The organism is Prochlorococcus sp. MIT 0916 (assembly GCF_047305155.1).
GTDB lineage: Bacteria > Cyanobacteriota > Cyanobacteriia > PCC-6307 > Cyanobiaceae > Prochlorococcus_B.
Map to the genome: position 1 here is coordinate 369,326 of NZ_CP138980.1, position 20,669 is coordinate 389,994.

The following is a 20,669-nucleotide window of genomic DNA, read 5'->3' on the forward strand; positions in this document are numbered from 1 at the left end:
AAAAACTAATCATCATTTTGTTTATTTCTATCTTTGAATAATATAAATCCAAGAATTAAAAGTGCTGAGGTTTGTATAGCAAGGTCATTAATAGATACTTTGTCTCCCGCAATGATATTGGTAAACATAATTAAAAAGCCTAGTGCCGCTGACCCGAAGAGTGCTATCCAAACAGCTCTTCTTAATCCCCGAAAAGGATTTTTAGACTCCTTCAGTAAACGAGCTCTTAAATTAGGATCCAAATCGGATCCAGACTTATTAGGATTATTCAAAAAACAAATCGAAAGATGATAATTTGATTCTAATGCCGGTGTAGCTCAGGGGTAGAGCAACTGATTCGTAACCAGTAGGTCGGTGGTTCAATTCCACTCATCGGCATAGAGTTATTTAATGGCTTTAGGAAGTATTTGCCAAAAAGAAGGGCACCTAAATTACCCAGTTATAACCAAATTTATTCTTTGATGAAACCTGTTACAACTGCTGAAATAACTAAGACCTTTCCATTAGAAAATAACCGTGACTAATGATTCAAAGAAAAGCGCCTAGGTATTCCCTTCATAACGAAAGTGATCTCGATATGTTAGGGTCTTAGCGCTCTAAATGTATGTCATCGGTTTTTACCCTTACAAACAAAGGTTATGACTTCTACTGCTCCTAATGAGAATGTTAAGGATAATTTAAAAGAACAAATTTCTTGCAAATTAGTCTCAGAAATAATTCGCGAACGTATACAAGCTAATGGAGCTAGATTCCATGCAAATGATAATATTTCTGATTTCATTCAGCCCGGAGAATTAGAAACTCTTGAGAGAGAAGTTGCCACCAGAGTTAGAGATTTGTTGAAAACTTTGTTGATTGATGTTGATAATGACCACAACACTCAAGAAACAGCAGAACGAGTTTCGAGAATGTATTTAAATGAAGTATTTAAAGGAAGATATCACCCTCAACCAAAAGTTACTAATTTTCCAAACGATAGAAATTTAGATGAGATCTACACACTTGGACCAATAACTGTTAGGTCTGCATGTTCTCATCACTTTGTTCCAATTCTTGGAGATTGTTGGATAGGAATAAAACCAGGAGAAAAAGTTATTGGAATTTCTAAGTTTGCAAGAGTAGCTGATTGGGTTTTTTCTAGACCACATATTCAAGAAGAAGCCGTAATGATTCTTGCCGATGAAATAGAACGTTTGTGTGAACCTAAAGGCTTAGCAATTCTTGTTAAAGCTCAACATTATTGTATGAAATGGAGAGGAGTAAAAGAGCCAGAAACCAGCATGATCAATTCAATTGTTAGGGGTGATTTTCGTCATGATGCAAGTTTAAAGCAGGAGTTCTTCGAGCTTGTTAAACAGCAGTCAAATTTCGGGAAAAATTACTAAATCAATTTACCTTTGGCGTGGTTACTTCAACTTTTGAATAAATCTCTAATAGCGAAAAGAGTATTCTAATAGCACGTAAAGATAAGTAAGCAAAATGACTTTGATAGCTATCGACTGAGACAATTTCATTATCAACTCTATGTCTTATCAATTATTGATGAAACGATCTATCTTTAACATAATCACTTTGCCCAACTGGAGGAGTAAAAATAAAAGGTAATCCTACTAAGACTTCAGCTTGAATGTTTTAACATGCGAATGAAAATGGAAATCATTTTCAAAATGGATGTATATTCTTTTGCAATATTCCGTATCTTTTGAATGCGTCAGGTCTGGTTGATTTCAGGTCCTCCAGGTTGTGGTAAAACCAGCTGGATCCTTAATAGATTGAAAAAACATAATAGTTCTTGTGGTTTTCTTCGCCTTTCAGGATTCTCAGAGAACTCTTTGGAACAGGCAACCTCTAATGAGATTGATTATGTATTTCTTAAAGATCAAATACCACAGCTAATAGATTTATCTAAATCCTCTGATCAACTATGTACTGATCAAGATGATTTGTTGTTATTTATTGAGCTTCCTCAGTTTTATCTTCCTAAGGAATCTGGATTGGCTGGCATTGATCGACGTGTTATTAACCTGCTTGAGAATTTAAAACTTATACCTGATAGATATCTCCATTTTGGCCGTGACAATGAATTGCCTATTGATGACACATTAAACTTTGAAAAGATCGAATCCTTGAGTATCAACCTTAATGAGACTGTTTGGGATCCGCCAAGCCTAAATACTTTTTGGTTTGAATTAGTTAATGGTGCATATGGAGATGTATATCGAGCAAAAGCCCTGATGAACATCATTGATGGACGATTTATGTTGTTCAACTGGATTGTTAGTCGAAATGGTTCGCAGTTTTTGCAACTAAATAATTTTGCGCCACCCAAGGGTAGACCTCAGCGAATATCGCAACTAATTATTCAAGGAAGAAATCTTGATTTTGTAAGCATTAAATCTACTGTGAATCTTTGTCTTGTAAATGATGCTGTATTGCAGTTCCATCAAGCTTCTCTTGGCAATCAACAATTAGCAGCAACTTAATAAACTTTACTTATGAAACAAGCAGTTATCTCATGTTTACATGCCAACCTTCCAGCTGTAGAGGCTGTACTTAACGACATCGATCGTCATGGAATTGATATCATTACTTGCCTTGGTGACTTGGTGGGCTATGGACCACATCCAAATGAGGTAGTGGAGTTAATAAGAGAGCGTAATATCGCCACCTGTCAGGGTTGTTGGGATGAAGATGTTGTCGATGGACTTGATGCCTGTGATTGTAGCTATCCCTCTCAACTTGCCGAAAGACGTGGACACGAAGCTCACAAATGGACTACTACAAAGTTGTCGAATAAAAATAAGGGTTTTCTAGCTAGCCTTCCAAAATCAATACGTAGAAATAAATTGCTTTTTGTTCATGGCAGCCCTAACAGTCAACATGAATATCTCCTTCCAGATATGGATGCATTTGCAGCGTTAGAAAGAGTAGAAATGGCTGGAGCTGAAACTTTATTTTGTGGTCATACACACTTACCTTATCTTCGTGAATTAGGAAATGGAACAATTCGAGTAAGTCTTAAAAACAGTCCTAAGAATGAATTAGAAAATAAAGAAATGAATTTACCTATGAGAAGAATAGTCAATGCAGGGTCTGTTGGCGAACCGCGTCATGGAGGGATTAATGCTACCTATGTGATTTACGACGATGAAACAAACAATATTGATATTAAAGAAGTTTCCTATGATATTAATCGAACCTGCAAAGCTATCATAGAAGCTGGGCTACCTCATATATTTGCATGGCGCCTGAGTCATGGCTTTGAATTTGCAGAACTGGCCGAGGATGCTAGTCATGTGTGTGAAAGATGATTGAACGCTGGGCATTAATAAGTGGTTTAAAGGGCGACCTTGAGACTTATGCACTTATTCAAAAGAATTTAAAACAAATTCAAGGAGATATAAATTTATTTGTTTTGGGTGACATGGTAGGAGCGTTAAGAAATTGCGATGCATTGATCGACCGTCTAATCAATCCTCTCCCTGGCGATTTCAAGCCCCAATGTATTTATGGTTGGTGGGAAGATCAGCTACTTGCAGAACGGGGTTATCGTGGAGAACAAAAGGCAGATGCTTTAAGACTTAATGAAGGAGAAAGCGTAGTTAAAGATCTTGTAAATGCGGTAGATCCGTATTATTTAAATTGGCTGGCTTCTCTTGAATTTGGATTTGTCGAATTGGATTGCGGATTGATCCATGGAAGTTCTAAAGACATTGGAGATTCTCTAACAAAGGACACACCTCCACTTATCCTTTTGGACCGTCTTACTCGACTTGGTGTGAATAGATTGTTTACAGCAAGAAGTACTCAGCAATTTCATCTTGAATTGACTGACGCTATAGTTAACTCATACGTCAAAGATTTAGGTGGTAATCGTAAGCAAGAACAGAGAATGCCTAAGAGAGGAGTTATAGGAATTGGTGCTGGCGCTTACTACACTCTTTATGATGTTGGAAGTGATAAAACTCACTTTCTTAATGTTCTTGATCAGCCTAAATCAACTGCGAGGGGATTTGGGTAATTAAATTTTTCAAAACTTCTGTTAGAGAAAAGAGGGATCTAAAAGTGATGGTCGATAAGAAAGTAAAAATGGCCTCTGGTCGCTTTTAACTGCAACAATCACATCTTCTCCAGTGTGCCAAATCCATTGTTGTTGAGATGATGAACCACCTTCAATATCAACGTTTGTTCCAACTGGAGGGCCAAAACGATAACGTAATCCTGCCAGTACCTCAGTCATGTTTTCGTTGTCAATTTCATAAGCAAGTTGTTTTAGTCCAGACTCCTTTTCAATTCGAACTCTAAGAGCCTCTACAGGTAAACCGCTGATTTGAATATCTTTCACTTCGAACAGATTCTCATTTGCTTTTTCTTTAATAGGAATCAAAGACACACCAAGATGAGTTTCTACCTTCGAAAGATCCATTCCCCATTTCAAGCCTTCAACACATGCATTAACTGGTTGAGAAAAAACTTGAATAAGAAAAGCAAAAACTATAATGAAAATATACTTAGAAGCCTTAGTCATAGTTGAATTAAACCCTTTTCAAGATTGATAATAAATGTCTAGATATAAATAGTCATTATCTTCACTCATTAGAAAATCTCTAAAATTTAGATAATCAATTTAATATTGACTATGAGTTAGCTTATCGGAGATAAAAAACATTTGCATCAAAACTTGAAAGTAGTTTTCACTAAAGCTCCATTAACGTCCTCTTTGCCATCTTGTTCAATAACAAAAATAGCTGGAGTAACTGTGACGCTATCGTTAACAGTGAAATCATAAAAAGCTTCCCAAGCTAAAGGATCATCATAACCACTGTCATCTCTATGAGTTTCGGCTGTTCCAATACCAAATCCAAACTTATTCCCCTCAATGAACGCATCATTCCATAGGAAACCAATAGACCATGTATTTCCATCCTCCACCTTATTCATAGCAGTATCAGGACTATCCTCATTTTCAGGATTCTTCCAGCCAAAACCAGCACTCAAGCTGTAGTCGTCTCCGAATTGATAACTACCACTAATTCCATAAGAAGAGTAATCATTCACATCAGGAGAATCATCAGTATTCCCGTTATCCGCTTGGGTATAGGCCGCTGCAAGAGTAAATTTCTCATCAACCCATGCCAACTGAGTTGTTATATGATCTTTTCCTTCATCCGTTAAAAAACCAATCGAAGAATTCGATGCGTCTTCTGAAACGAAGAGTGCAGAAGCAACTAACTTTTCATTGGACCAAGTAATACCTGCACCCGCTCCCATTTTTTTGGAATAAGTATCATTGGCTCCTGCCTGGTTTAGTACAAATAAAACTCCATCGCCTGGGTAAGCACTTGGCCACACACCAAGTAAATCATCTTGACGAAGCTTGGGGCCAAAAGTTACTTGAATATCGCCTCCAACAGGGAATTGGTAATAAGCCTTGTGAAGCTCTAACGAATCACTACTACTAAAAGCAGTATCTAATCTTGACTCACCCATCATTCCGAAGGGCTCCATCATCCCAAAATTACCTACGCGAACAGCAGTCTTAAGCATGTCTTGGCCAGTAAAACTGGTCATAAACATCAGCTTTGTATCGTAATGAAAAACTATCCCATCCTTTTCCTCAGAAGTAGACATTCCACCCATTCCACCCATTCCACCCATTCCACCCATTCCACCCATTCCACCCATTCCAGAATCACTTACGTCATCTACTCCACCCAAAACAAAAGTCGTTTTTCCCATAAACATAGTTGAAGGGTATGAATCCCCCATTTTCATGTGACCACCATGATGATCATGATGACCTTTATGATCACCACCTCCAGCTTCGACAGCTGCTGGAGCAATAAGACCTATCCCAACATGGAATAGAAGAATTTTACTGAGATTTTTCAAATTTTTTACTAGTGTTACTAGTTTCACTACTTCGTGTAATTTAGGCTTTGTTTTTCCTAGCGCTCTTGGTTATATGCCTCTTCAGTATGTGACTATCGATACAAATCAGAAGAGCATTTTTGTTTTTGACAAGTGGAATAAGAGCTAATACGCACCTACATCTTAGTGATTACAAGAGCTGAGGAGAAGAGAGGCTTCTTTCATTCTTTGAATTATTTAGAAACAATTTCAAGGAACTCAGTGACAACAATAAGAATCTAATTAATCTAAATACTAGAAAAGCTAGTAAGACCATAAAGGATGAAAAATCTTAAGCCTATTGTTTCTCTTTTGGTTATGTCACTGTCATTCTCACTAATGGGCTGTTCAAGTAACTCAGAAACAAGCAGTACTCGTGCCCTCTTTGATACTAGAAAAGAAGCTGAAAACGCTGCCAAGGATTTCAATTGCAAGGGTGCTCATAAAATGGGTGACAAATGGATGCCTTGCAAAAGTCATGATGCTCATGAAAAAGGAGAAAAACATGACGGACATCACCATCATCACTAAAAAGTTTAAGCAATGACAACTTCAAATACTTCTAAGAAGGAAGCATTAGAAGGTCCTTCTCATTGTGGAAGTAAACCTAAAAAAATTGCGATTGGTATAGCACCACTTGGATTCATTTCTATCGGAATTGTTCCAATGGGAATTGTGAGTATTGGAATTGTTCCCATGGGTGTCGTTTCTGTTGGCGCTGTAGCCATGGGAGTATTAAACGCCTCAATAGTAGGAATGGGAATATTTTCTGCCGGAATAACAACCATGGGTCTAAAGGTATGGAGTCCAGAAAACAATGCTATTCAGGAGTCAATCAATCGTTCTGATTCTTCATCTCCAAAAAATATATATGCATATCCAACTAAAGCTCAGGCAGAGATCGAAGCCAAAAAGCTCGGATGCGTTGGTGTCCACAAGATGGGTAAATTATGGATGCCTTGTGCAACCCATATCAACCCTAATTAGTCTTGAATTGATTAAGAATTTATAGTTGGGTATAAAATTCTTGGAAATATATTTACAAACGACTCAATTCATCTCCCTGTTTTTTAACAAATTAGGATTTAATTAACTTTCGAAAAGTGATCTTAATTGGTCTAAGAATATATATCTTCAACTAAAATTGAACCCTTTTCGCAAATTTGCTGCTGTGAAGGGAACTCTTTATCGGAGCAACAACATTCTCCTTTATCTGAATTGTTGATCCAATTAATAATCCCTGTTCGGATTGGTTGAGGACATACTTGTCCTTCTTTAAGGTGATTGATTTCTTCGCTTGTTAAAGGATCAGCATGTTCAATAAAAAGAGACTCTTTAAGCCTAAAAGAACATGTCTCATTCCATTGTTCAAAACAATTTATATGGTTTATAAAATCATCCCATGCTTCTTTCATTGATCTATATCCCTTCCTTTTTAACTCTTTGCTGAAAACAGCTTTAATGAATTCATTAAAATTCTGCAATTCATGAGGTGTAAAAGATGATGTGACATGGCTTTCATAATTAGGAAAGTCAAGTTTCTTCTCTATTGATTGCAGTCTTTGTTCAATCGAGTGAAATCGAGAATCTATCGATTCAACAGGCATGTTCTCTATTTGATTAACAAAACAATCAGAGACATAACCAACCAATGATTTCCCCGAAATCCGCGCACTCTCTTTAATCTTTTCTAAAAGTTTTGGGTCAATACTTACATTGAGTTGCGTTCTCTTCATGAGTTAATCAATGAAAGGGTGGAAAATATCCATTTAATTAATATTTTATTGAATCCAAAAACATATCGTTACCATTTTTAGATTTCTTGATCTTTAAGAAGCTATGTCTTTTCATCCATCCAAAAAGTACCTCTTAGAAGCAATTAAGAGTAAAAATAAATCTATCTATTATTTGGCAGCAAACTCAATGAAATCACACAAAGAACACTAATCAAAGGTCCAGGAGGCAAATTCAAAAACATAGCAAGAGAAAAACCGATAAGCGATAAAATCAATCCAAATATGGAGGATCTAACCATCGCAATCCATAAAGATCTTGCTTTCTGTAATCCCAATAAAGTTGGGGTTGAAAGTAACGCAATCACAAGAATGACTCCCACTGCAGACATTGAACTCACAATGACAAGTGCCGTAGTAAAACCAAGAGCCAAATTTAAAAAAGATACATTAACTCCACTTGAAGCAGCTCCTTCTGGATCAAGACCAATATGAACAAGCTTGTCGTAACCAAAAAACATCAAGCAAATAAATACCGAAAAAGCGATCAAAGTTCTTAGCAGATCACTGAAATTTGCAGTTAATAAATCTCCAAATAAAACAGCCTCCAAATCAATCCTGATACCCAGTAGAGGTATAAGCAAAACACCGAGTCCCATCGAACCAGCAAGAATTGTATTCATAACCGCTTCGTAATTTTGATTTTTTTTATTTGTCAAGCTTTCTGCAGCAATAGCTCCTATCAAGCCGCTGATGACTCCACCAATAGAAGGATCCAAACCAAGCGCCATAGCCAAAGCAAGACCTGGCAGCACACAATGCGAAATTAAATTAACTTGAAGAAGCCTTTTATGAGTTATCAATACAGTTCCCATGGCAGGGCAAAGTATTCCAGAGAAGGAAGTTATCAAAAGAGGAATTATCCACCAATTTGTATTAAAAAAAGACATTTAGCAAATGATTTAGTATGGTCAGTTAGAGAGATCAAGTTAAGATCTTGCCAATGAGTACAAGCAAGCCTGCAATCACTAGACGTCAACAGCAATTGCTCAATGAACTCAAGAAATGTACTGATGAATTGAGTGGGCAAGAACTACATAGACAACTTCATAATGGTGACAACGCAATGGGATTGACCACGGTCTATCGAAACCTGCAAGCACTAGTAAAGCAAGGTTTGATTCGTTCCAGACATCTTCCCAATGGTGAGGTTCTTTATGCGCCAGTTGAAAGAGATATTCATCATTTAACCTGCGTAAGCTGTGGAGACACCACACGCTTGAGGGGATGTCCGGTCAAAATGATGGATCTGTCGAAAAACACTTCTAAAAACTTTGAGCTTTTGTTTCATACTCTTGAGTACTTTGGTCTCTGCCAAACTTGTTCTCAGCAATTGAATGCTGGATAAGAGTATTTGAATATGAATCAAACCTATAACTTCCACCTCAAATAATTAATTGAACTGAGTTTTTCTTGAACTTCCTGAGGGCTACCAGAAGCCAAAATAATTTTATCTAAAGCAATAACCTTGTCATAGGCATTTAAAGATGTTCCCCAGTCGTGACTACTAACAAAAACCGTAAACCCCGAATCGGCTAGCTGACGAATGATTAACAGGAAATCTTCTTTAGCCGGAGGATCAAAGGCGGAGCAAGGTTCATCAAGAAGAAAAATTTTGGCTGGATTCATTAATGTTTTTGCAAATAATGCTCTTTGTTGCTGTCCACCAGACAAAGCATCAAGTCTCCTTTTTGCTAAATGAGATATTCCAACACGTTGAAGGGCAGCTTCTAATTCACAACAAGTTGATTTGGAATGATTTACTCGACCTAAAGAGACTAATCCTTCAACAGTAATTGGAAAATTCCAATTCAGCTTTCCTCTCTGAGGCATTAAAGCCACGTGAGATCGATTATTTCTCAATGGTTTTCCGCCAACAGTAATTTCTCCTTGATCCGGAGTGCTACTCCCTTGCAGCAAGCTTAATAATGTTGACTTGCCAGCGCCATTCGGACCAACAAGAGCAGTCAAAGTACCTGGCTCAAGCTTAAGAGAAACCTTACTTAAAGCAGGTTTGATATTACTGAAATAGGAATAAGTCACATTTTCAGCAATCAAACTAGACATCAATTAGAGGATTTGCTGACAAGAAACATAATATACTTGCCAATCTCAAATGAAAATGATTATCGTTTTCTAGATAAGCTAATTTTTGATTAAATGTCGAGATTGTTCAACCAACCCATCAAAAGTAAAACAATATTCAATAAAACAGTCCTTAAGAGCTCTTTTCTTGCTGGAGCATTTTTATTCTCGGGAATTAATCAGAGTGCACAGGCAAATTCAAAACCAATTGTTGCCGTGGAGCCATTAGTCTGCGATGTCGTTTCTGCGATTGCACCACCGTCATCGCCTGTATCCTGCTTAATTGACAGAAAACAAGATGTTCATGATGTCAAAATCACTCCAAGACAGGCTCAAACACTAAAAAGTGCAAACCAAGTATTTACTCTTGGTTCAGAGATGACCCCTGCAATCAAAAAATGGTTAGATAATCCTTTAACTGTTGTTGTCGGCGTAAGTGCAATAGAAATAGACGATCATCATGACGATCACGATGATCATTCAGCAGCTAAGGATGATGACCACGATGATCATTCAGCTGCTAAACATGACGATCATGATGACCACGATGATCATGGCGATAGCCATGCAGAAGGAGCTTTTGAATGGGCTGGTGTTTTTGATCTTTCAGCAGGAACATACAAATGGTCTTTTGCCAAAGTCAATGGAGACTATGCTGATCCTGCAATGAAAATGGTTATTCTCAATTCTGGTGATATTGAAGCATCAGAAGAGCTTGCTAAAGAATTATTAGGATCTAAGAATTCAGAAACCAAACGCAATAATGACAAACTTGTTGCGCAGGAAAAAGCATATTTTCTTTCATTCAATGAGAAGAAAGACATCACAACATTTACGGTAGAAATCAAAAAAGCTGGTAAATATACATTCTTTACTGAGCATATGCCTTTTGAGTTTGAAGCCGACGAACATTTCTTTAAGGATGTTTCAGGCGACGATGTTGAACCTATAGCTCAAGTCCCAGATGAAGGCGATCATCATCATCACCATGATCATGGTGGGCTAGATCCTCATATCTGGCATGACCCTCATAACATCATCAAGATGGGAAATGTCATTTCTAAAAATATCAATAAGAAAATTTCCTTCTTTGACAGAGAAACAAAAAAAGTTTTAAAAGAAAGAACTCAAGCCGTTAATTCTATTTTGGAAAATCTCGACTTATGGACTCAAAAACAAGTTGCCACAATTCCTACTGATCGAAGGACAATCGTTTCTAAGCACAAAGCGATGGAATATTACGGAGATGCATTTGGCTTGAAGACTTTGAGTCTATTAGATTTCCTTGGTGATTCTTCCAGCCTTAGACCAGAGACTATTTCAACGGTAATAGCTGAGCTCAAAGAAGAAAACGTCAACGTCTTATTCGCTGAGCAAAAGCCTCCTTCCAAGCTATTAAAAAACTTGAGCAGACAAACTTCCACCCCAATCGCAAGAAATCAAATCTTTGTTGATGGTCTAATGCTAGAAGGGAATACTGTTTCAGTAGCAGTACACAACACATGTACAATTGTTGATTCGCTTGGTGGAGAATGTGATGAAAAAGAGGGTGAGAAACTCGAGAATGAATGGAATTCCTTAACTAACCCTTAACTTTTAAGGTTGAAATAATGTCTAGCGTTATCAAAGAAGGTAGACATTATTTCAACTCAAATGTTTCAAACAAAAGGATATAAAGCTTACAAACAACATTGGGAAGACCAGGCAGGTTTCATGGATAAGCCACCATGGAATAAAGACAAGATCTTAAAACTTACTATCTCAACTGATTTCGCAGAAAATCTAAAAGAACTTCAATTTTCAAATCATTCGCTAAAAAAAGAGAAGGGAAAAAATACATTAAGAGTAAAGGTTCCATACAACTATTGTGATCTTGATGACTTTGTAAAAAAATCACTTGAATTATTGGGTATCAAAGAGAATTGGTTAACTAATATTTCTATTGATAACTCTCATTGTACACATTTTTAAGTAAAGAAAATGAGCAACAAGCAAAAAGTACCGGTGACAATACTGACTGGTTTTCTAGGATCTGGAAAAACAACTCTACTTAATCGAATCCTGAGTGAAGAGCATGGTAAAAAAATAGCTGTTATTGAAAATGAATATGGTGAAGTTGGCATTGATCAAGGATTAGTAATCAATGCTGACGAAGAGGTCTTCGAGATGTCGAATGGTTGCATCTGCTGCACCGTTCGGGGTGATCTTATTCGTGTACTTGGAAACCTCATGAAGAGGCGAGACAAATTTGACTATGTATTAGTTGAAACTACTGGCCTTGCTGATCCTGGTCCTGTTGCTCAGACTTTCTTTATGGACGATGAAATCCGTGAGGAATTTTCACTTGATGGCATAGTCACACTTGTTGATGCAGCCCATATAGAGCAACAACTTGGTCGAAGTGATGAGAGTTCGGAGCAAGTTGCCTTTGCTGACGTCCTTATCCTAAATAAAACTGATCTTGTTTCAGATGAATCACTCGACAACTTAGAGTCACGGCTACGCGATATGAATCGCATGGCTCGTTTGATACGCAGTAAGCAAGCAGACGTCTCAATTGATACTGTGCTAAATCTAAGTGCTTTTGATCTAGATCAAGTACTTCAGCGTCGTCCAACTTTTCTGGAACCAGAATATCCATTTGAATGGACAGGTGTGTTTGCACTTGAAGAAGGTAGCTATGAACTTACTCTCGAAGAAGGGCCAGACCCTACTATGTCTCTTATCCTGTTATTAAACCAAGGCAAGGATGAGACATCACTCAACTCAGGGGCTGAATCATGCGTAAGACTATATGCCGAACAAGAACAACCTTTGGAACCAGGCGACATAGTCCCCGTTGGGAAGCATGTGAGCCTTCAACTTCAATCCAAAGGGCCTAAGTCTTTCTTCATAGATGTTGATAAGGCAAAGGATATAGGTCTATTCACTCAACATACAGCCGAAGAATTTAATATGAAGTTAAAGAAAGTAAATACTACTTCTAAGGACGAGATAAATAATGATCAGAGCATCTCTACAATTTCTCCAATAGCTGAACGAGTTTGGGTAGCCGAGCACGAACACGATGACGAAGTAGGTTCCATTGCTATCGAGCGAACAGGGGATGTAGATCCAGAGAAACTCAATAGGTGGTTAAGCCGGCTCCTATCAGAAAAAGGGGTGGATATATTCCGCACGAAAGGATTCATTAGCTATGAGGGAGAGTCACGGCGAATAGTGTTTCAAGGAGTACATATGCTCTTCACCGCCCAACCTGATAAAGAGTGGGGTAATGAGCCTCGCCGCAACCAACTAGTCTTTATCGGTAGAAATCTTGACGAAGCAGAGATGAGTAGGGAGTTTGACAAATGTCTGGTATAGAAGCATTTAGTCCTAAGGGAATGCTTCATGAAGGTTGGTCTACTCAAGTCGAAGACTATGCGATTGTCTGCGGCTGGGCACTAGAAGGTAAAACTTTTTTAGTAGGTGATGTAGCTGGTGGACTTTACGCATTTGAAGGGAAATCTGGGGAACCTATTTGGCAAGTAAAAGACATACATAAAGGTGGCTTACTAGCAATGTCTATTCATCCAGATGGAAATACTTTTGCGACTGCTGGCCAGGATGGGTATGTATATATATGGGAAAGTCAAGAGGGTAAATCAACTAACAAATTGGAACTTGGGAAAGGATGGGTTGAGCACATCAAGTGGTCCCAAGACGGAAAATTCTTAGCAGTAGTTTTTACTAAATACGTCTATGTTTTTGATAAAAAAGGTCAAGAGCACTGGAGATCAGAGGAACATCCCAGTACTGTCAGCGCGATTGCTTGGTCTAATTCAAATGAATTAGCAACAGCATGCTACGGCCAGGTCACTTTTTTTGATGTAGTTAGCGACAAAGTCAATCAAAAGTTGGAATGGCGAGGTTCACTGGTATCTATGGTGCTTAGTCCAGATGGAGACATAGTGGCATGCGGCAGTCAGGATAATTCTGTTCATTTCTGGCGTCGTTCAACTGATGAAGATTCAGAAATGACAGGATACCCAGGTAAACCAAGCCACCTGGCTTTTGATCAAACTGGCACAGTTCTAGCTACCGGGGGTAGTGATCGAGTGACAGTTTGGAGTTTTCAAGGCAATGGTCCTGAGGGCACTGTGCCAGGAGAATTAATGCTTCATACAGAACCAATTTCTTGCCTTGCTTTCTCTCATACTGGAATGCTTTTAGCTTCTGGCGCTCGAGATGGTTCAGTTTTTTCTTGGTTTCTCCAAAAAGATGGTCAGGGTGATCCAGTTGGTGGTGCATTTGCAGGTGACCTTGTAAGCCAAATCGCTTGGCATCCTGATGACACCGCCTTGGCTGCCATAAATGCAAACGGAGGAATTACTGTTTGGGAGTTTAAGGTTCGAACAAAAACGGCACCACAAGGATTCGAATAAGATCAAAATGTTTTATTTGCAATAGATACTCGAGATTGGCTCGATTGCTATTTCTTAGAAAACTAAAAATTCAACAAGAGGAGTTTTTACTGATGTATAAATATTCCACATAACTTATATATGGTTATATCCAACCAGAGGACTCAATGAAAAAAACAATTCTTTGGCTTCAAGAATTACTCATTTCAATGGGAAATGCTCTATTTCATCCTTATAAAGATAACTCACCTCCAAGTTTTGAGGCACAGCCTTTCAGAGATGACCCGTATAAGAACCGAGGAATTGCATAGGTTAAGGTCAAAATTGTTTTAAATTTCAAAGAGGGGGGTCAAATGGGCCTCCTTTTTATTATCTATTTACGAGAAGAAAAAGTAATGACCGAACAATGAGGAATTAGAGAATATGCTTTAATAGCTCCATGAATACACCGATTAAGAAGAAGTTAAGCACTAGCAATTCTGGCGTTAACTTAAAAAAAACCGACAACAAACAACCTACTTGGCATTTTGAAGTAGAAGGTAGCGGTCAAAGAAAGAGATACTTAAGGTCTCTTAAAGACAAAGCTGTAGCTTGATTGATAGCCTTTTAATTAAAACAACATCATCTAAATTAAACATAAAAGCTAGCCAACCAAGAGAGAGTAAAAGTCCCTGTGAGATTTTCATTGAAATGGTACTTACAAGCGAATTAGATTTCCAGAGATCAAAAAACCTTAAAAAAATTCTATGAATTTAATTGCTAGTTATAGAAATAAAGGTTTTGAATCTGTTGCAGATGGCGTGATGTCATTTTTCGATCGTCGTACAGACTTGCATCGCAATGGAATCGCCTTTAGTAATGGGGCAAATAATGATTCAGATCCTGCAAAAATTTCTACAGATATCAGCCTTGTAGCAATAGATCGAACTGATCCAGAATCATTTGCTTTGTCTGAAGTAATAATAAGAGGAGTCAATGCTGGTCTTCAAAAATACCTTGAAGAACGCCCACTTTTTAGCGAATGCGCTCCTGAACAATCTCTCTTTGTTAATCCCATTTTCAATCTACAACGTTATGCTCCTGGGGAGGGGTTTAAGAAATGGCACTGTGATTGGACTATTAGCGAAGAAGCCACCGAACCAGTTCACAGAGTCTTAGCTTGGATTCTGTATTGCAATGATGTCGATTCAGGAGGAACAGAATTTCACTGGCAGGAATATCATGAGACAGCGGAACGAGGAAAACTAGTTATTTTTCCCGCTGGTCTTACACATATTCATAGAGGTCGAGTTAATAAGACTCATCCAAAAACGATCGCGACCGGATGGATCAATGCCGGTTCAAGAGATTCATATATTTCTAGACTAGCTCGATAGTTAATTACTAATTTCATTCATTTAATAAGACCTCTCATTCGGAATATTCAATCTGATTGCCACTAATTCTTTGATGAATCATGAGTTCAGATCTAGATTGATAATAATTTTTGAAGAAACTTCAACAGATTGGGAATGTATTGTGTATCATCAAACGACGTTCAGCTCAATTTGAGTCGCAGTTAGATTCAAGCCATGGAACGGGGACTTGAACATTGAAAATCATTCCAATGGCTGAGCTAACTTACAGAGGACTTAAGTACACTCAAAACAAATTCGCTAAAGGGTCACAAGAAGTGCACTTGCAATATTGTGGTCATGAAATCATGAGTAAAAGAATCCATGAAGCAATGAAAGCAGAGATGGGTTAATAAATGAAGTCCAAAAAACTTAATTTCTAACACATATTAGAATTTTTAATTATATATCATTAATTTATAATTTTTTAAAAATAAATAACCAAATAGATTTGATTATTTGAATCAACATATACAGATTTAATTATTTGATTCCTTTATTGATATACTCTTTAGTTTCCAAAATGCAATACGAGCCAGGAACAATAGATTGTCATATTTTCTTAGAATGCAAAGAGCAAATAGAGAAAATGCTACTCAGATTAAACAAAGTAGAAAATACTGAACATATTTGCGATCAACTACAGTCTATTTACAAACAAATAGAAGGTATGCACGAGTTGAAAAAAGTCAAACGAAAAAAAATACTATCTAATAAAGAATTGATTAAATAAATTCATAAGCTATACAAATTGTTCATAGACTTTTGATTTTGTATCAATTAAGTCTTAACTTATTCAAGTAAATTCCTATAACTATTTTATCAGAAAACCCGTTCCAAAGTTTTCTGTAGGGAGGTCACCACTACTGGGAAGGGTTTTGACCTCCCTCTCCAATCTTAAAGAAAAAACAAGTTTATCTAATGAATTTACTAATTAAATCCTAGTTTTAAAGTTCCCCAAAGATCAAATGCGCCAAATAAAAAAGCTATAAAAACCAAGTCCCATGCTTTCTGCTTAATAGCCCATGGGGCAAAAAATACCTCACCAATCCCATGAAGAGCTGCTCCTACTCCTAGATGATCTAAAACCAAAAGGCCATGTGATAATAAAAATAATCCGCTAGCGAAGTATCTCAAAAATATATCGTAAGTTATGAGTTTAATTTTTTTTTATGTTCGAAAAAGTTATCGCTGTTGCGGGGATGGATTTAAAGGTTTTAATCATTTCATCAACCAAAAGTTTTTTATTTTTAATAGTTGATTTAGCCATGACTTAATAATATTTTACGTGATATAACTTATTAATATTTTTCATAATCTTATGTATCATTAATTGCTTTGTGAGCTAACTAGAACAAATCATATTTGATGCCTTTTAGTAAAATCAAATACTCTTCTTCTAGCCCAAAAGATAATTAATTCGCTAAAAGTGAATTAATTAATACAGTTAGATATATTTATTCCAGTAATGTTTGGTACAAATAAATTTTTTGATGAAACTCAATTTTGTACCGGTTAATATTTTTCGAGAGACTCCTGAAGTAACTTTTTTAGATGCCAGTGTTGAAGGTTCAAATGGTAGTGATGTCGTTATTCATAGAGGAGGAGCAACTTCACCTCCTGATTTAAATGGCTTTGAGCAATATTATGTACACCATCATCAAACAGATAATAATCTTGTACTTGATGGAGATAGAACCTTCACACTATTAAATCCTCTTTGGGATGAACCCCATCACATAATTTATCTCCATAGATTCATGGGTGCACTTCAAATACCTATCGGTACATTTCATAGATCAATATCTGGGAAAGGTGGAAGTATTGTTATCAATCAGGCAATTAGAGATAAACAATTTGAATCGAATACAGAATTTAATCCTATTAGTATTGAAAACAGAATTGATCTACAACAAGCAAAATCTACAGAGCCTATTATCTGGTTATGGAAAGATGGAGAAATCAAAAGAATAAAAGATTCTCTATTTTTAAAAGTAGCTTAATTTAAGTAGGTTTTATTAAAACCAAATTAATTTCATATATATAGTGTCTAAGCAATACTTAACTTAGATACTATTTCAAGTAATACAATAACTAATAGACCTGACATTGCAATTCTGCCATTAACTATCTCAGTTTTGCTTAATCTTTCGAAGGACATGCAATAGAAGCACTTGATCAACTTATAACAAACTAAATAAATAGAGCAAGTATCAGAAAATGCTTTTTAATGTTAATTAAATAAATTAGTATTATCTTTAAAATCAAAGTCTGCGGCCAAAAACATCTTGTATCTGTTAAGACAGAATGAAAATAGTATGATAAATAACTATATAAAAAAGATTCAGTAATAAATGAGTCCACTCTTCAAATGCCTTGGCTGTGGACAAAATATCGAAAGGTCAACAAAGACTTTTTGGAAAAAAAAAGGTCATATTCTTTGCTCTACTTGCCAAGACAAAATAGAGCAAGAAACTGCTTTTACTCAAACAAAATAGACTTAAACACTAAGAAATTTCTCTACCACAGCTTTACTTAATTCACTAGTTGGTCCATTTGCAACTATGCCTCCGCGTTGCATTGCATAATAACGATCTGCTTGCCTTACAAAATGCAGATGTTGCTCTACCAATAAAACCCCAACACCAGTCTCACTAATGATCCTTTTAACTGCAGACTCAATATCTTGAACGATATTCGGTTGTATTCCTTCAGTTGGCTCATCAAGTAAAAGCAACTTTGGTTTCCCAAGTAATGCTCGAGCAATTGCAAGTTGTTGCTGCTGCCCTCCGCTTAAGTCACCTCCTTTACGAGATAGAAATTGTTTTAAGACAGGGAAAAGTTCATATACCAATTCATCAATCTGTTTATGCTTTGCTAAACCTCCTGGTAAAGCTTCCAATCCAAGTTGAAGATTTTCCTCGACAGTCAAATAAGGTATTATTTCTCGTCCTTGGGGAACATACGCAATTCCGGAACGAGCCCGTTGATGAGGTGGCTTTCTATTAACCAAATCTCCATTAAAAACAATCTCTCCACGCCGTGGAGTTAATAACCCTATTAAAGATTTAAGCAAAGTTGTTTTACCTACTCCATTTCGACCTATAAGACAAATCATCTCACCTTGATTGATATTCATATCAACATCTCGCAGGATATGACTCTCGCCATAGTAGGTATTTAATCCTTTTATCTGAAGCATAGTCATTCTTCTTCCTCTTCAGATTTTCCTAAATAAACCTCTATTACTAGAGGATCTTTTTGTATGTCGCTCATAGATCCTTCTTTCAATACATGCCCTTGATGTAAAACACTAACAGGGCAATCAAGTCTACGAATAAATTCCATATCATGATCAATGACTAAAACAGTATGATCACCCGCTAAAGATTTAAGAAGATCAGCAGTTAAGTCTGTTTCTTCATCCGTCAAGCCAGCTACAGGTTCATCAACAAGTAAAAGATCAGGATCTTGTCCAACTAGCATCGCTATCTCAAGCCATTGTTTTTGACCATGCGAAAGGGCTCCAGCTCTTATATTGGCTTTTGATTGAAGGTTGACAATACTCATTAAATGTTGAATTTGATCTAAATGCTTAACCTTTAAACTATTAATTAATAATGAAAAAGGAGTTTTAGGTCTACTTACCGATAGAGCTAAATTTTCTTGTACAGATAAATTCTCAAATATCCTAGGACTTTGAAATTTCCTTCCAATCCCTTTACGTGCTATCCGAAACTCTTTTTGACCAAGCAACGATTTTTCTTTAAAAATCACGTCGCCCTTGGTAGGTGCTACTTTTCCTGTGATGACATCTAAGAATGTAGTTTTACCTGCACCGTTGGGACCAATAACTGCTCTAAGATCACCCTGATTCAAAACCAGATCAAGATCTCTGAGGGCAAGGAATCCTTCAAAACTAACTGAAATTTGTTTTAGCTCTAGCAATGGAGAAGTCATGATTTCACCTCACCTTGTTCATTGACTTCAAGACTTGGATATGTTTCTAATTTTTTATTAATCCCAAGTAAAAACAATAATTTCTTTGGACCGTCTTTCCTAATCCATCCTAGTACCCCCTCTGGAAGAGCTGTTACAACAAGAATAAATAATCCACCTTGAATAAACATCCAGCTTGCTGGTAATGCTTCACTTACCAAACTTTTTGCATAATTAATTAAAACAGCTCCAAGTATTGCGCCTAGCAAAGTTCCTCTACCACCCACCGCAACCCAAACAACCATTTCTATAGAGAAAGGTACAGTCATAAACTGTGGAGAAACTATTCCAGATTGAACTGTATACAAAGCCCCTGAAATTCCAGCTAATCCTCCTGCTATTGAAAATATTATTGTTTTAAAAATTACTGGATTATATCCAGTGAAACGAACTCGAGCTTCATCGTCTCTAATTCCAATAAGGATATTTCCAAATCTATCTCGAACAATCCACCGGGCAAAAAACCAGGCAAGTATTACTAAAACAGCTGATATCCAAAAGAACCATCTTTGCATTATTTCTGAACCTACCATTTGTCCAAAAAGTTGAGTCACATCTGTTTTCAAACCATTTGTTCCATTAATCAATTTCTGCTGTCCATTAAAGAAATTGAAAAAAACCAAAAGAGCCGCTTGGGTAAGGATTGAAAAATAAACACCCTTTATTCTATTTCTAAACACTAAATACCCAAGAAGAGCAGCAATAAGAGCCGGTATCAGCCAAATGGAAATAAGAGTAAAAATTGAACTTTTAAAAGGTTCCCAGAAAAATGGAAGCTTTTCGACTCCATATAAACCAAAAAACTCAGGGATACCATTTGGGAATTCTCCTGCACTATTCAATTGGAGGAACATCGCAGCACAATATCCACCAAGTGCAAAGAAAATCCCTTGACCTAAACTCAACATTCCTGTGAATCCCCAAATCAAATCCACTCCTAATGCCACTATGGCAAGAGATAAATATCTTCCTAGTAGATTTAATCTAAAAACAGGAAGTACTGAGGGGGCAGCAATAATTAAGGCAATAAGTAATACCCAAATAGTTAAGTTAATCCAACTTTTTTTTGTAGAAAAAATTCTCAT

27 protein-coding genes, 1 tRNA gene and 1 pseudogene are annotated in these 20,669 nt (G+C 36.8%); 18 read left to right on the forward strand and 11 right to left on the reverse strand.

The features are described 5' to 3' along the window. Positions 1-5 precede the first annotated feature (5 nt). Entirely contained in the window at positions 6-272 is a 267-nt protein-coding gene (locus SIB53_RS01970) for a DUF3493 domain-containing protein (RefSeq protein WP_413678552.1), read from the reverse strand. Positions 273-306: 34 nt separating this feature from the next. On the opposite strand from SIB53_RS01970, the gene SIB53_RS01975 reads away from it, so the two are divergent. The 5 genes from SIB53_RS01975 (at position 307) to SIB53_RS01995 (ending at position 4,021) form a co-directional block, all read left to right on the forward strand. Beyond that, positions 307-378 (forward strand) — tRNA-Thr (locus SIB53_RS01975). Positions 379-638: 260 nt separating this feature from the next. Beyond that, positions 639-1,385 (forward strand): GTP cyclohydrolase I, encoded by a 747-nt coding sequence (gene folE / locus SIB53_RS01980; RefSeq protein WP_413678553.1) that lies wholly within the window; start codon positions 639-641, stop codon positions 1,383-1,385. 321 nt (positions 1,386-1,706) lie between these two features. After that, a complete protein-coding gene (locus tag SIB53_RS01985) occupies positions 1,707-2,483 on the forward strand; it encodes an ATPase (RefSeq protein WP_413678554.1) in 777 nt (258 codons plus the stop codon). Positions 2,484-2,495: 12 nt separating this feature from the next. Continuing rightward, complete coding sequence (locus tag SIB53_RS01990) at positions 2,496-3,311, forward strand: metallophosphoesterase family protein (protein ID WP_413678555.1); 816 nt, start codon at positions 2,496-2,498, stop codon at positions 3,309-3,311. After that, positions 3,308-4,021, forward strand: a complete 714-nt coding sequence (locus tag SIB53_RS01995; RefSeq protein ID WP_413678556.1) for a phosphoesterase — start codon at positions 3,308-3,310, stop codon at positions 4,019-4,021. Before SIB53_RS01990 ends, SIB53_RS01995 begins: the two co-directional genes overlap by 4 nt. 21 nt (positions 4,022-4,042) lie before the next feature. Here the strand turns inward: SIB53_RS01995 and SIB53_RS02000 are convergent, their stop codons facing one another. Continuing rightward, complete coding sequence (locus tag SIB53_RS02000; RefSeq protein ID WP_413678557.1) at positions 4,043-4,528, reverse strand: hypothetical protein; 486 nt, start codon at positions 4,526-4,528, stop codon at positions 4,043-4,045. A gap of 146 nt (positions 4,529-4,674) precedes the next feature. Further along, positions 4,675-5,892, reverse strand: a complete 1,218-nt coding sequence (locus SIB53_RS02005) for a hypothetical protein (protein WP_413678558.1) — start codon at positions 5,890-5,892, stop codon at positions 4,675-4,677. 336 nt (positions 5,893-6,228) lie between these two features. On the opposite strand from SIB53_RS02005, the gene SIB53_RS02010 reads away from it, so the two are divergent. Together SIB53_RS02010 and SIB53_RS02015 are read left to right on the forward strand one after the other, a co-directional pair. Continuing rightward, complete coding sequence (locus tag SIB53_RS02010) at positions 6,229-6,441, forward strand: DUF3721 domain-containing protein (RefSeq protein ID WP_413678559.1); 213 nt, start codon at positions 6,229-6,231, stop codon at positions 6,439-6,441. 12 nt (positions 6,442-6,453) lie between these two features. Continuing rightward, positions 6,454-6,897: a hypothetical protein gene (locus SIB53_RS02015; RefSeq protein ID WP_413678560.1), complete on the forward strand. Its 444-nt coding sequence runs from the start codon at positions 6,454-6,456 to the stop codon at positions 6,895-6,897. Positions 6,898-7,028: 131 nt separating this feature from the next. On the opposite strand, the gene SIB53_RS02020 is transcribed toward SIB53_RS02015, so the two are convergent. Further along, on the reverse strand, positions 7,029-7,646 hold the full coding sequence (locus tag SIB53_RS02020; protein WP_413678561.1) for a hypothetical protein: 618 nt from the start codon (positions 7,644-7,646) through the stop codon (positions 7,029-7,031). 161 nt (positions 7,647-7,807) lie between these two features. Further along, a complete protein-coding gene (locus SIB53_RS02025; RefSeq protein WP_413678562.1) occupies positions 7,808-8,593 on the reverse strand; it encodes a metal ABC transporter permease in 786 nt (261 codons plus the stop codon). A gap of 53 nt (positions 8,594-8,646) precedes the next feature. On the opposite strand from SIB53_RS02025, the gene SIB53_RS02030 reads away from it, so the two are divergent. Beyond that, complete coding sequence (locus SIB53_RS02030) at positions 8,647-9,051, forward strand: Fur family transcriptional regulator (RefSeq protein ID WP_413678563.1); 405 nt, start codon at positions 8,647-8,649, stop codon at positions 9,049-9,051. Between the two features lie 23 nt (positions 9,052-9,074). Here SIB53_RS02030 and SIB53_RS02035 read toward each other — a convergent pair. After that, positions 9,075-9,680: pseudogene (locus tag SIB53_RS02035) on the reverse strand (ABC transporter ATP-binding protein); the annotation flags it as partial. Between the two features lie 183 nt (positions 9,681-9,863). Here SIB53_RS02035 and SIB53_RS02040 point away from each other — a divergent pair. The 9 genes from SIB53_RS02040 (at position 9,864) to SIB53_RS02080 (ending at position 16,318) form a co-directional block, all read left to right on the forward strand. Further along, positions 9,864-11,381 carry a metal ABC transporter solute-binding protein, Zn/Mn family gene (locus SIB53_RS02040; RefSeq protein ID WP_413678564.1) on the forward strand — a complete coding sequence of 506 codons (1,518 nt, stop codon included), beginning with the start codon at positions 9,864-9,866 and terminating at the stop codon, positions 11,379-11,381. Positions 11,382-11,441: 60 nt separating this feature from the next. Beyond that, positions 11,442-11,759 carry a hypothetical protein gene (locus SIB53_RS02045; RefSeq protein ID WP_413678565.1) on the forward strand — a complete coding sequence of 106 codons (318 nt, stop codon included), beginning with the start codon at positions 11,442-11,444 and terminating at the stop codon, positions 11,757-11,759. A gap of 9 nt (positions 11,760-11,768) precedes the next feature. Beyond that, positions 11,769-13,151: a CobW family GTP-binding protein gene (locus tag SIB53_RS02050; protein ID WP_413678566.1), complete on the forward strand. Its 1,383-nt coding sequence runs from the start codon at positions 11,769-11,771 to the stop codon at positions 13,149-13,151. Beyond that, entirely contained in the window at positions 13,139-14,212 is a 1,074-nt protein-coding gene (locus tag SIB53_RS02055; protein ID WP_413678567.1) for a WD40 repeat domain-containing protein, read from the forward strand. Before SIB53_RS02050 ends, SIB53_RS02055 begins: the two co-directional genes overlap by 13 nt. Before the next feature lie 146 nt (positions 14,213-14,358). After that, the gene (locus SIB53_RS02060) at positions 14,359-14,502 is read left to right on the forward strand and encodes a hypothetical protein (protein WP_011295192.1); all 144 of its coding nucleotides are present in this window, start codon (positions 14,359-14,361) and stop codon (positions 14,500-14,502) included. A 128-nt stretch (positions 14,503-14,630) separates the two neighbouring features. Next, entirely contained in the window at positions 14,631-14,786 is a 156-nt protein-coding gene (locus SIB53_RS02065) for a hypothetical protein (protein WP_413678568.1), read from the forward strand. 151 nt (positions 14,787-14,937) lie between these two features. Then, positions 14,938-15,567, forward strand: coding sequence for a 2OG-Fe(II) oxygenase (locus tag SIB53_RS02070; RefSeq protein WP_413678569.1), 630 nt, complete (start codon positions 14,938-14,940; stop codon positions 15,565-15,567). A gap of 230 nt (positions 15,568-15,797) precedes the next feature. After that, the gene (locus tag SIB53_RS02075; protein WP_413678570.1) at positions 15,798-15,938 is read left to right on the forward strand and encodes a hypothetical protein; all 141 of its coding nucleotides are present in this window, start codon (positions 15,798-15,800) and stop codon (positions 15,936-15,938) included. A 170-nt stretch (positions 15,939-16,108) separates the two neighbouring features. Then, positions 16,109-16,318, forward strand: a complete 210-nt coding sequence (locus SIB53_RS02080; protein ID WP_413678571.1) for a hypothetical protein — start codon at positions 16,109-16,111, stop codon at positions 16,316-16,318. 197 nt (positions 16,319-16,515) lie between these two features. On the opposite strand, the gene SIB53_RS02085 is transcribed toward SIB53_RS02080, so the two are convergent. Continuing rightward, entirely contained in the window at positions 16,516-16,722 is a 207-nt protein-coding gene (locus SIB53_RS02085) for a hypothetical protein (RefSeq protein WP_413389197.1), read from the reverse strand. 356 nt (positions 16,723-17,078) lie between these two features. Between SIB53_RS02085 and SIB53_RS02090 the strand changes: the two genes are divergently transcribed. Next, positions 17,079-17,588, forward strand: a complete 510-nt coding sequence (locus tag SIB53_RS02090; RefSeq protein ID WP_413678572.1) for a hemagglutinin — start codon at positions 17,079-17,081, stop codon at positions 17,586-17,588. 47 nt (positions 17,589-17,635) lie between these two features. Here the strand turns inward: SIB53_RS02090 and SIB53_RS02095 are convergent, their stop codons facing one another. The 4 genes from SIB53_RS02095 to urtC all read right to left on the reverse strand — a co-directional run bounded on the left by SIB53_RS02095 (position 17,636) and on the right by urtC (position 20,669). Then, positions 17,636-17,746 carry a chlorophyll a/b-binding protein gene (locus SIB53_RS02095; RefSeq protein ID WP_413678573.1) on the reverse strand — a complete coding sequence of 37 codons (111 nt, stop codon included), beginning with the start codon at positions 17,744-17,746 and terminating at the stop codon, positions 17,636-17,638. 339 nt (positions 17,747-18,085) lie between these two features. Further along, positions 18,086-18,793: an urea ABC transporter ATP-binding subunit UrtE gene (urtE, locus tag SIB53_RS02100; protein WP_413678574.1), complete on the reverse strand. Its 708-nt coding sequence runs from the start codon at positions 18,791-18,793 to the stop codon at positions 18,086-18,088. Next, positions 18,790-19,545, reverse strand: a complete 756-nt coding sequence (gene urtD, locus SIB53_RS02105) for an urea ABC transporter ATP-binding protein UrtD (protein ID WP_413678575.1) — start codon at positions 19,543-19,545, stop codon at positions 18,790-18,792. Before urtD ends, urtE begins: the two co-directional genes overlap by 4 nt. Next, a complete protein-coding gene (urtC, locus tag SIB53_RS02110; protein ID WP_413678576.1) occupies positions 19,542-20,669 on the reverse strand; it encodes an urea ABC transporter permease subunit UrtC in 1,128 nt (375 codons plus the stop codon). Before urtC ends, urtD begins: the two co-directional genes overlap by 4 nt.

Excerpts from the sequence above, each read along its gene's own strand:
- folE (WP_413678553.1), top strand. The coding sequence starts at position 639 with ATGACTTCTACTGCTCCTAATGAGAATGTTAAGGATAATTTAAAAGAA.
- SIB53_RS01985 (WP_413678554.1), top strand. The coding sequence starts at position 1,707 with ATGCGTCAGGTCTGGTTGATTTCAGGTCCTCCAGGTTGTGGTAAAACC.
- SIB53_RS01990 (WP_413678555.1), top strand. The coding sequence starts at position 2,496 with ATGAAACAAGCAGTTATCTCATGTTTACATGCCAACCTTCCAGCTGTA.
- SIB53_RS01995 (WP_413678556.1), top strand. The coding sequence starts at position 3,308 with ATGATTGAACGCTGGGCATTAATAAGTGGTTTAAAGGGCGACCTTGAG.
- SIB53_RS02000 (WP_413678557.1), bottom strand. The coding sequence starts at position 4,528 with ATGACTAAGGCTTCTAAGTATATTTTCATTATAGTTTTTGCTTTTCTT.
- SIB53_RS02010 (WP_413678559.1), top strand. The coding sequence starts at position 6,229 with ATGTCACTGTCATTCTCACTAATGGGCTGTTCAAGTAACTCAGAAACA.
- SIB53_RS02015 (WP_413678560.1), top strand. The coding sequence starts at position 6,454 with ATGACAACTTCAAATACTTCTAAGAAGGAAGCATTAGAAGGTCCTTCT.
- SIB53_RS02020 (WP_413678561.1), bottom strand. The coding sequence starts at position 7,646 with ATGAAGAGAACGCAACTCAATGTAAGTATTGACCCAAAACTTTTAGAA.
- SIB53_RS02025 (WP_413678562.1), bottom strand. The coding sequence starts at position 8,593 with ATGTCTTTTTTTAATACAAATTGGTGGATAATTCCTCTTTTGATAACT.
- SIB53_RS02030 (WP_413678563.1), top strand. The coding sequence starts at position 8,647 with ATGAGTACAAGCAAGCCTGCAATCACTAGACGTCAACAGCAATTGCTC.
- SIB53_RS02040 (WP_413678564.1), top strand. The coding sequence starts at position 9,864 with ATGTCGAGATTGTTCAACCAACCCATCAAAAGTAAAACAATATTCAAT.
- SIB53_RS02045 (WP_413678565.1), top strand. The coding sequence starts at position 11,442 with ATGTTTCAAACAAAAGGATATAAAGCTTACAAACAACATTGGGAAGAC.
- SIB53_RS02050 (WP_413678566.1), top strand. The coding sequence starts at position 11,769 with ATGAGCAACAAGCAAAAAGTACCGGTGACAATACTGACTGGTTTTCTA.
- SIB53_RS02055 (WP_413678567.1), top strand. The coding sequence starts at position 13,139 with ATGTCTGGTATAGAAGCATTTAGTCCTAAGGGAATGCTTCATGAAGGT.
- SIB53_RS02060 (WP_011295192.1), top strand. The coding sequence starts at position 14,359 with ATGAAAAAAACAATTCTTTGGCTTCAAGAATTACTCATTTCAATGGGA.
- SIB53_RS02065 (WP_413678568.1), top strand. The coding sequence starts at position 14,631 with ATGAATACACCGATTAAGAAGAAGTTAAGCACTAGCAATTCTGGCGTT.
- SIB53_RS02070 (WP_413678569.1), top strand. The coding sequence starts at position 14,938 with ATGAATTTAATTGCTAGTTATAGAAATAAAGGTTTTGAATCTGTTGCA.
- SIB53_RS02075 (WP_413678570.1), top strand. The coding sequence starts at position 15,798 with ATGGCTGAGCTAACTTACAGAGGACTTAAGTACACTCAAAACAAATTC.
- SIB53_RS02080 (WP_413678571.1), top strand. The coding sequence starts at position 16,109 with ATGCAATACGAGCCAGGAACAATAGATTGTCATATTTTCTTAGAATGC.
- SIB53_RS02090 (WP_413678572.1), top strand. The coding sequence starts at position 17,079 with ATGAAACTCAATTTTGTACCGGTTAATATTTTTCGAGAGACTCCTGAA.
- SIB53_RS02095 (WP_413678573.1), bottom strand. The coding sequence starts at position 17,746 with ATGTCCTTCGAAAGATTAAGCAAAACTGAGATAGTTAATGGCAGAATT.
- urtE (WP_413678574.1), bottom strand. The coding sequence starts at position 18,793 with ATGACTATGCTTCAGATAAAAGGATTAAATACCTACTATGGCGAGAGT.
- urtD (WP_413678575.1), bottom strand. The coding sequence starts at position 19,545 with ATGACTTCTCCATTGCTAGAGCTAAAACAAATTTCAGTTAGTTTTGAA.
- urtC (WP_413678576.1), bottom strand. The coding sequence starts at position 20,669 with ATGAGAATTTTTTCTACAAAAAAAAGTTGGATTAACTTAACTATTTGG.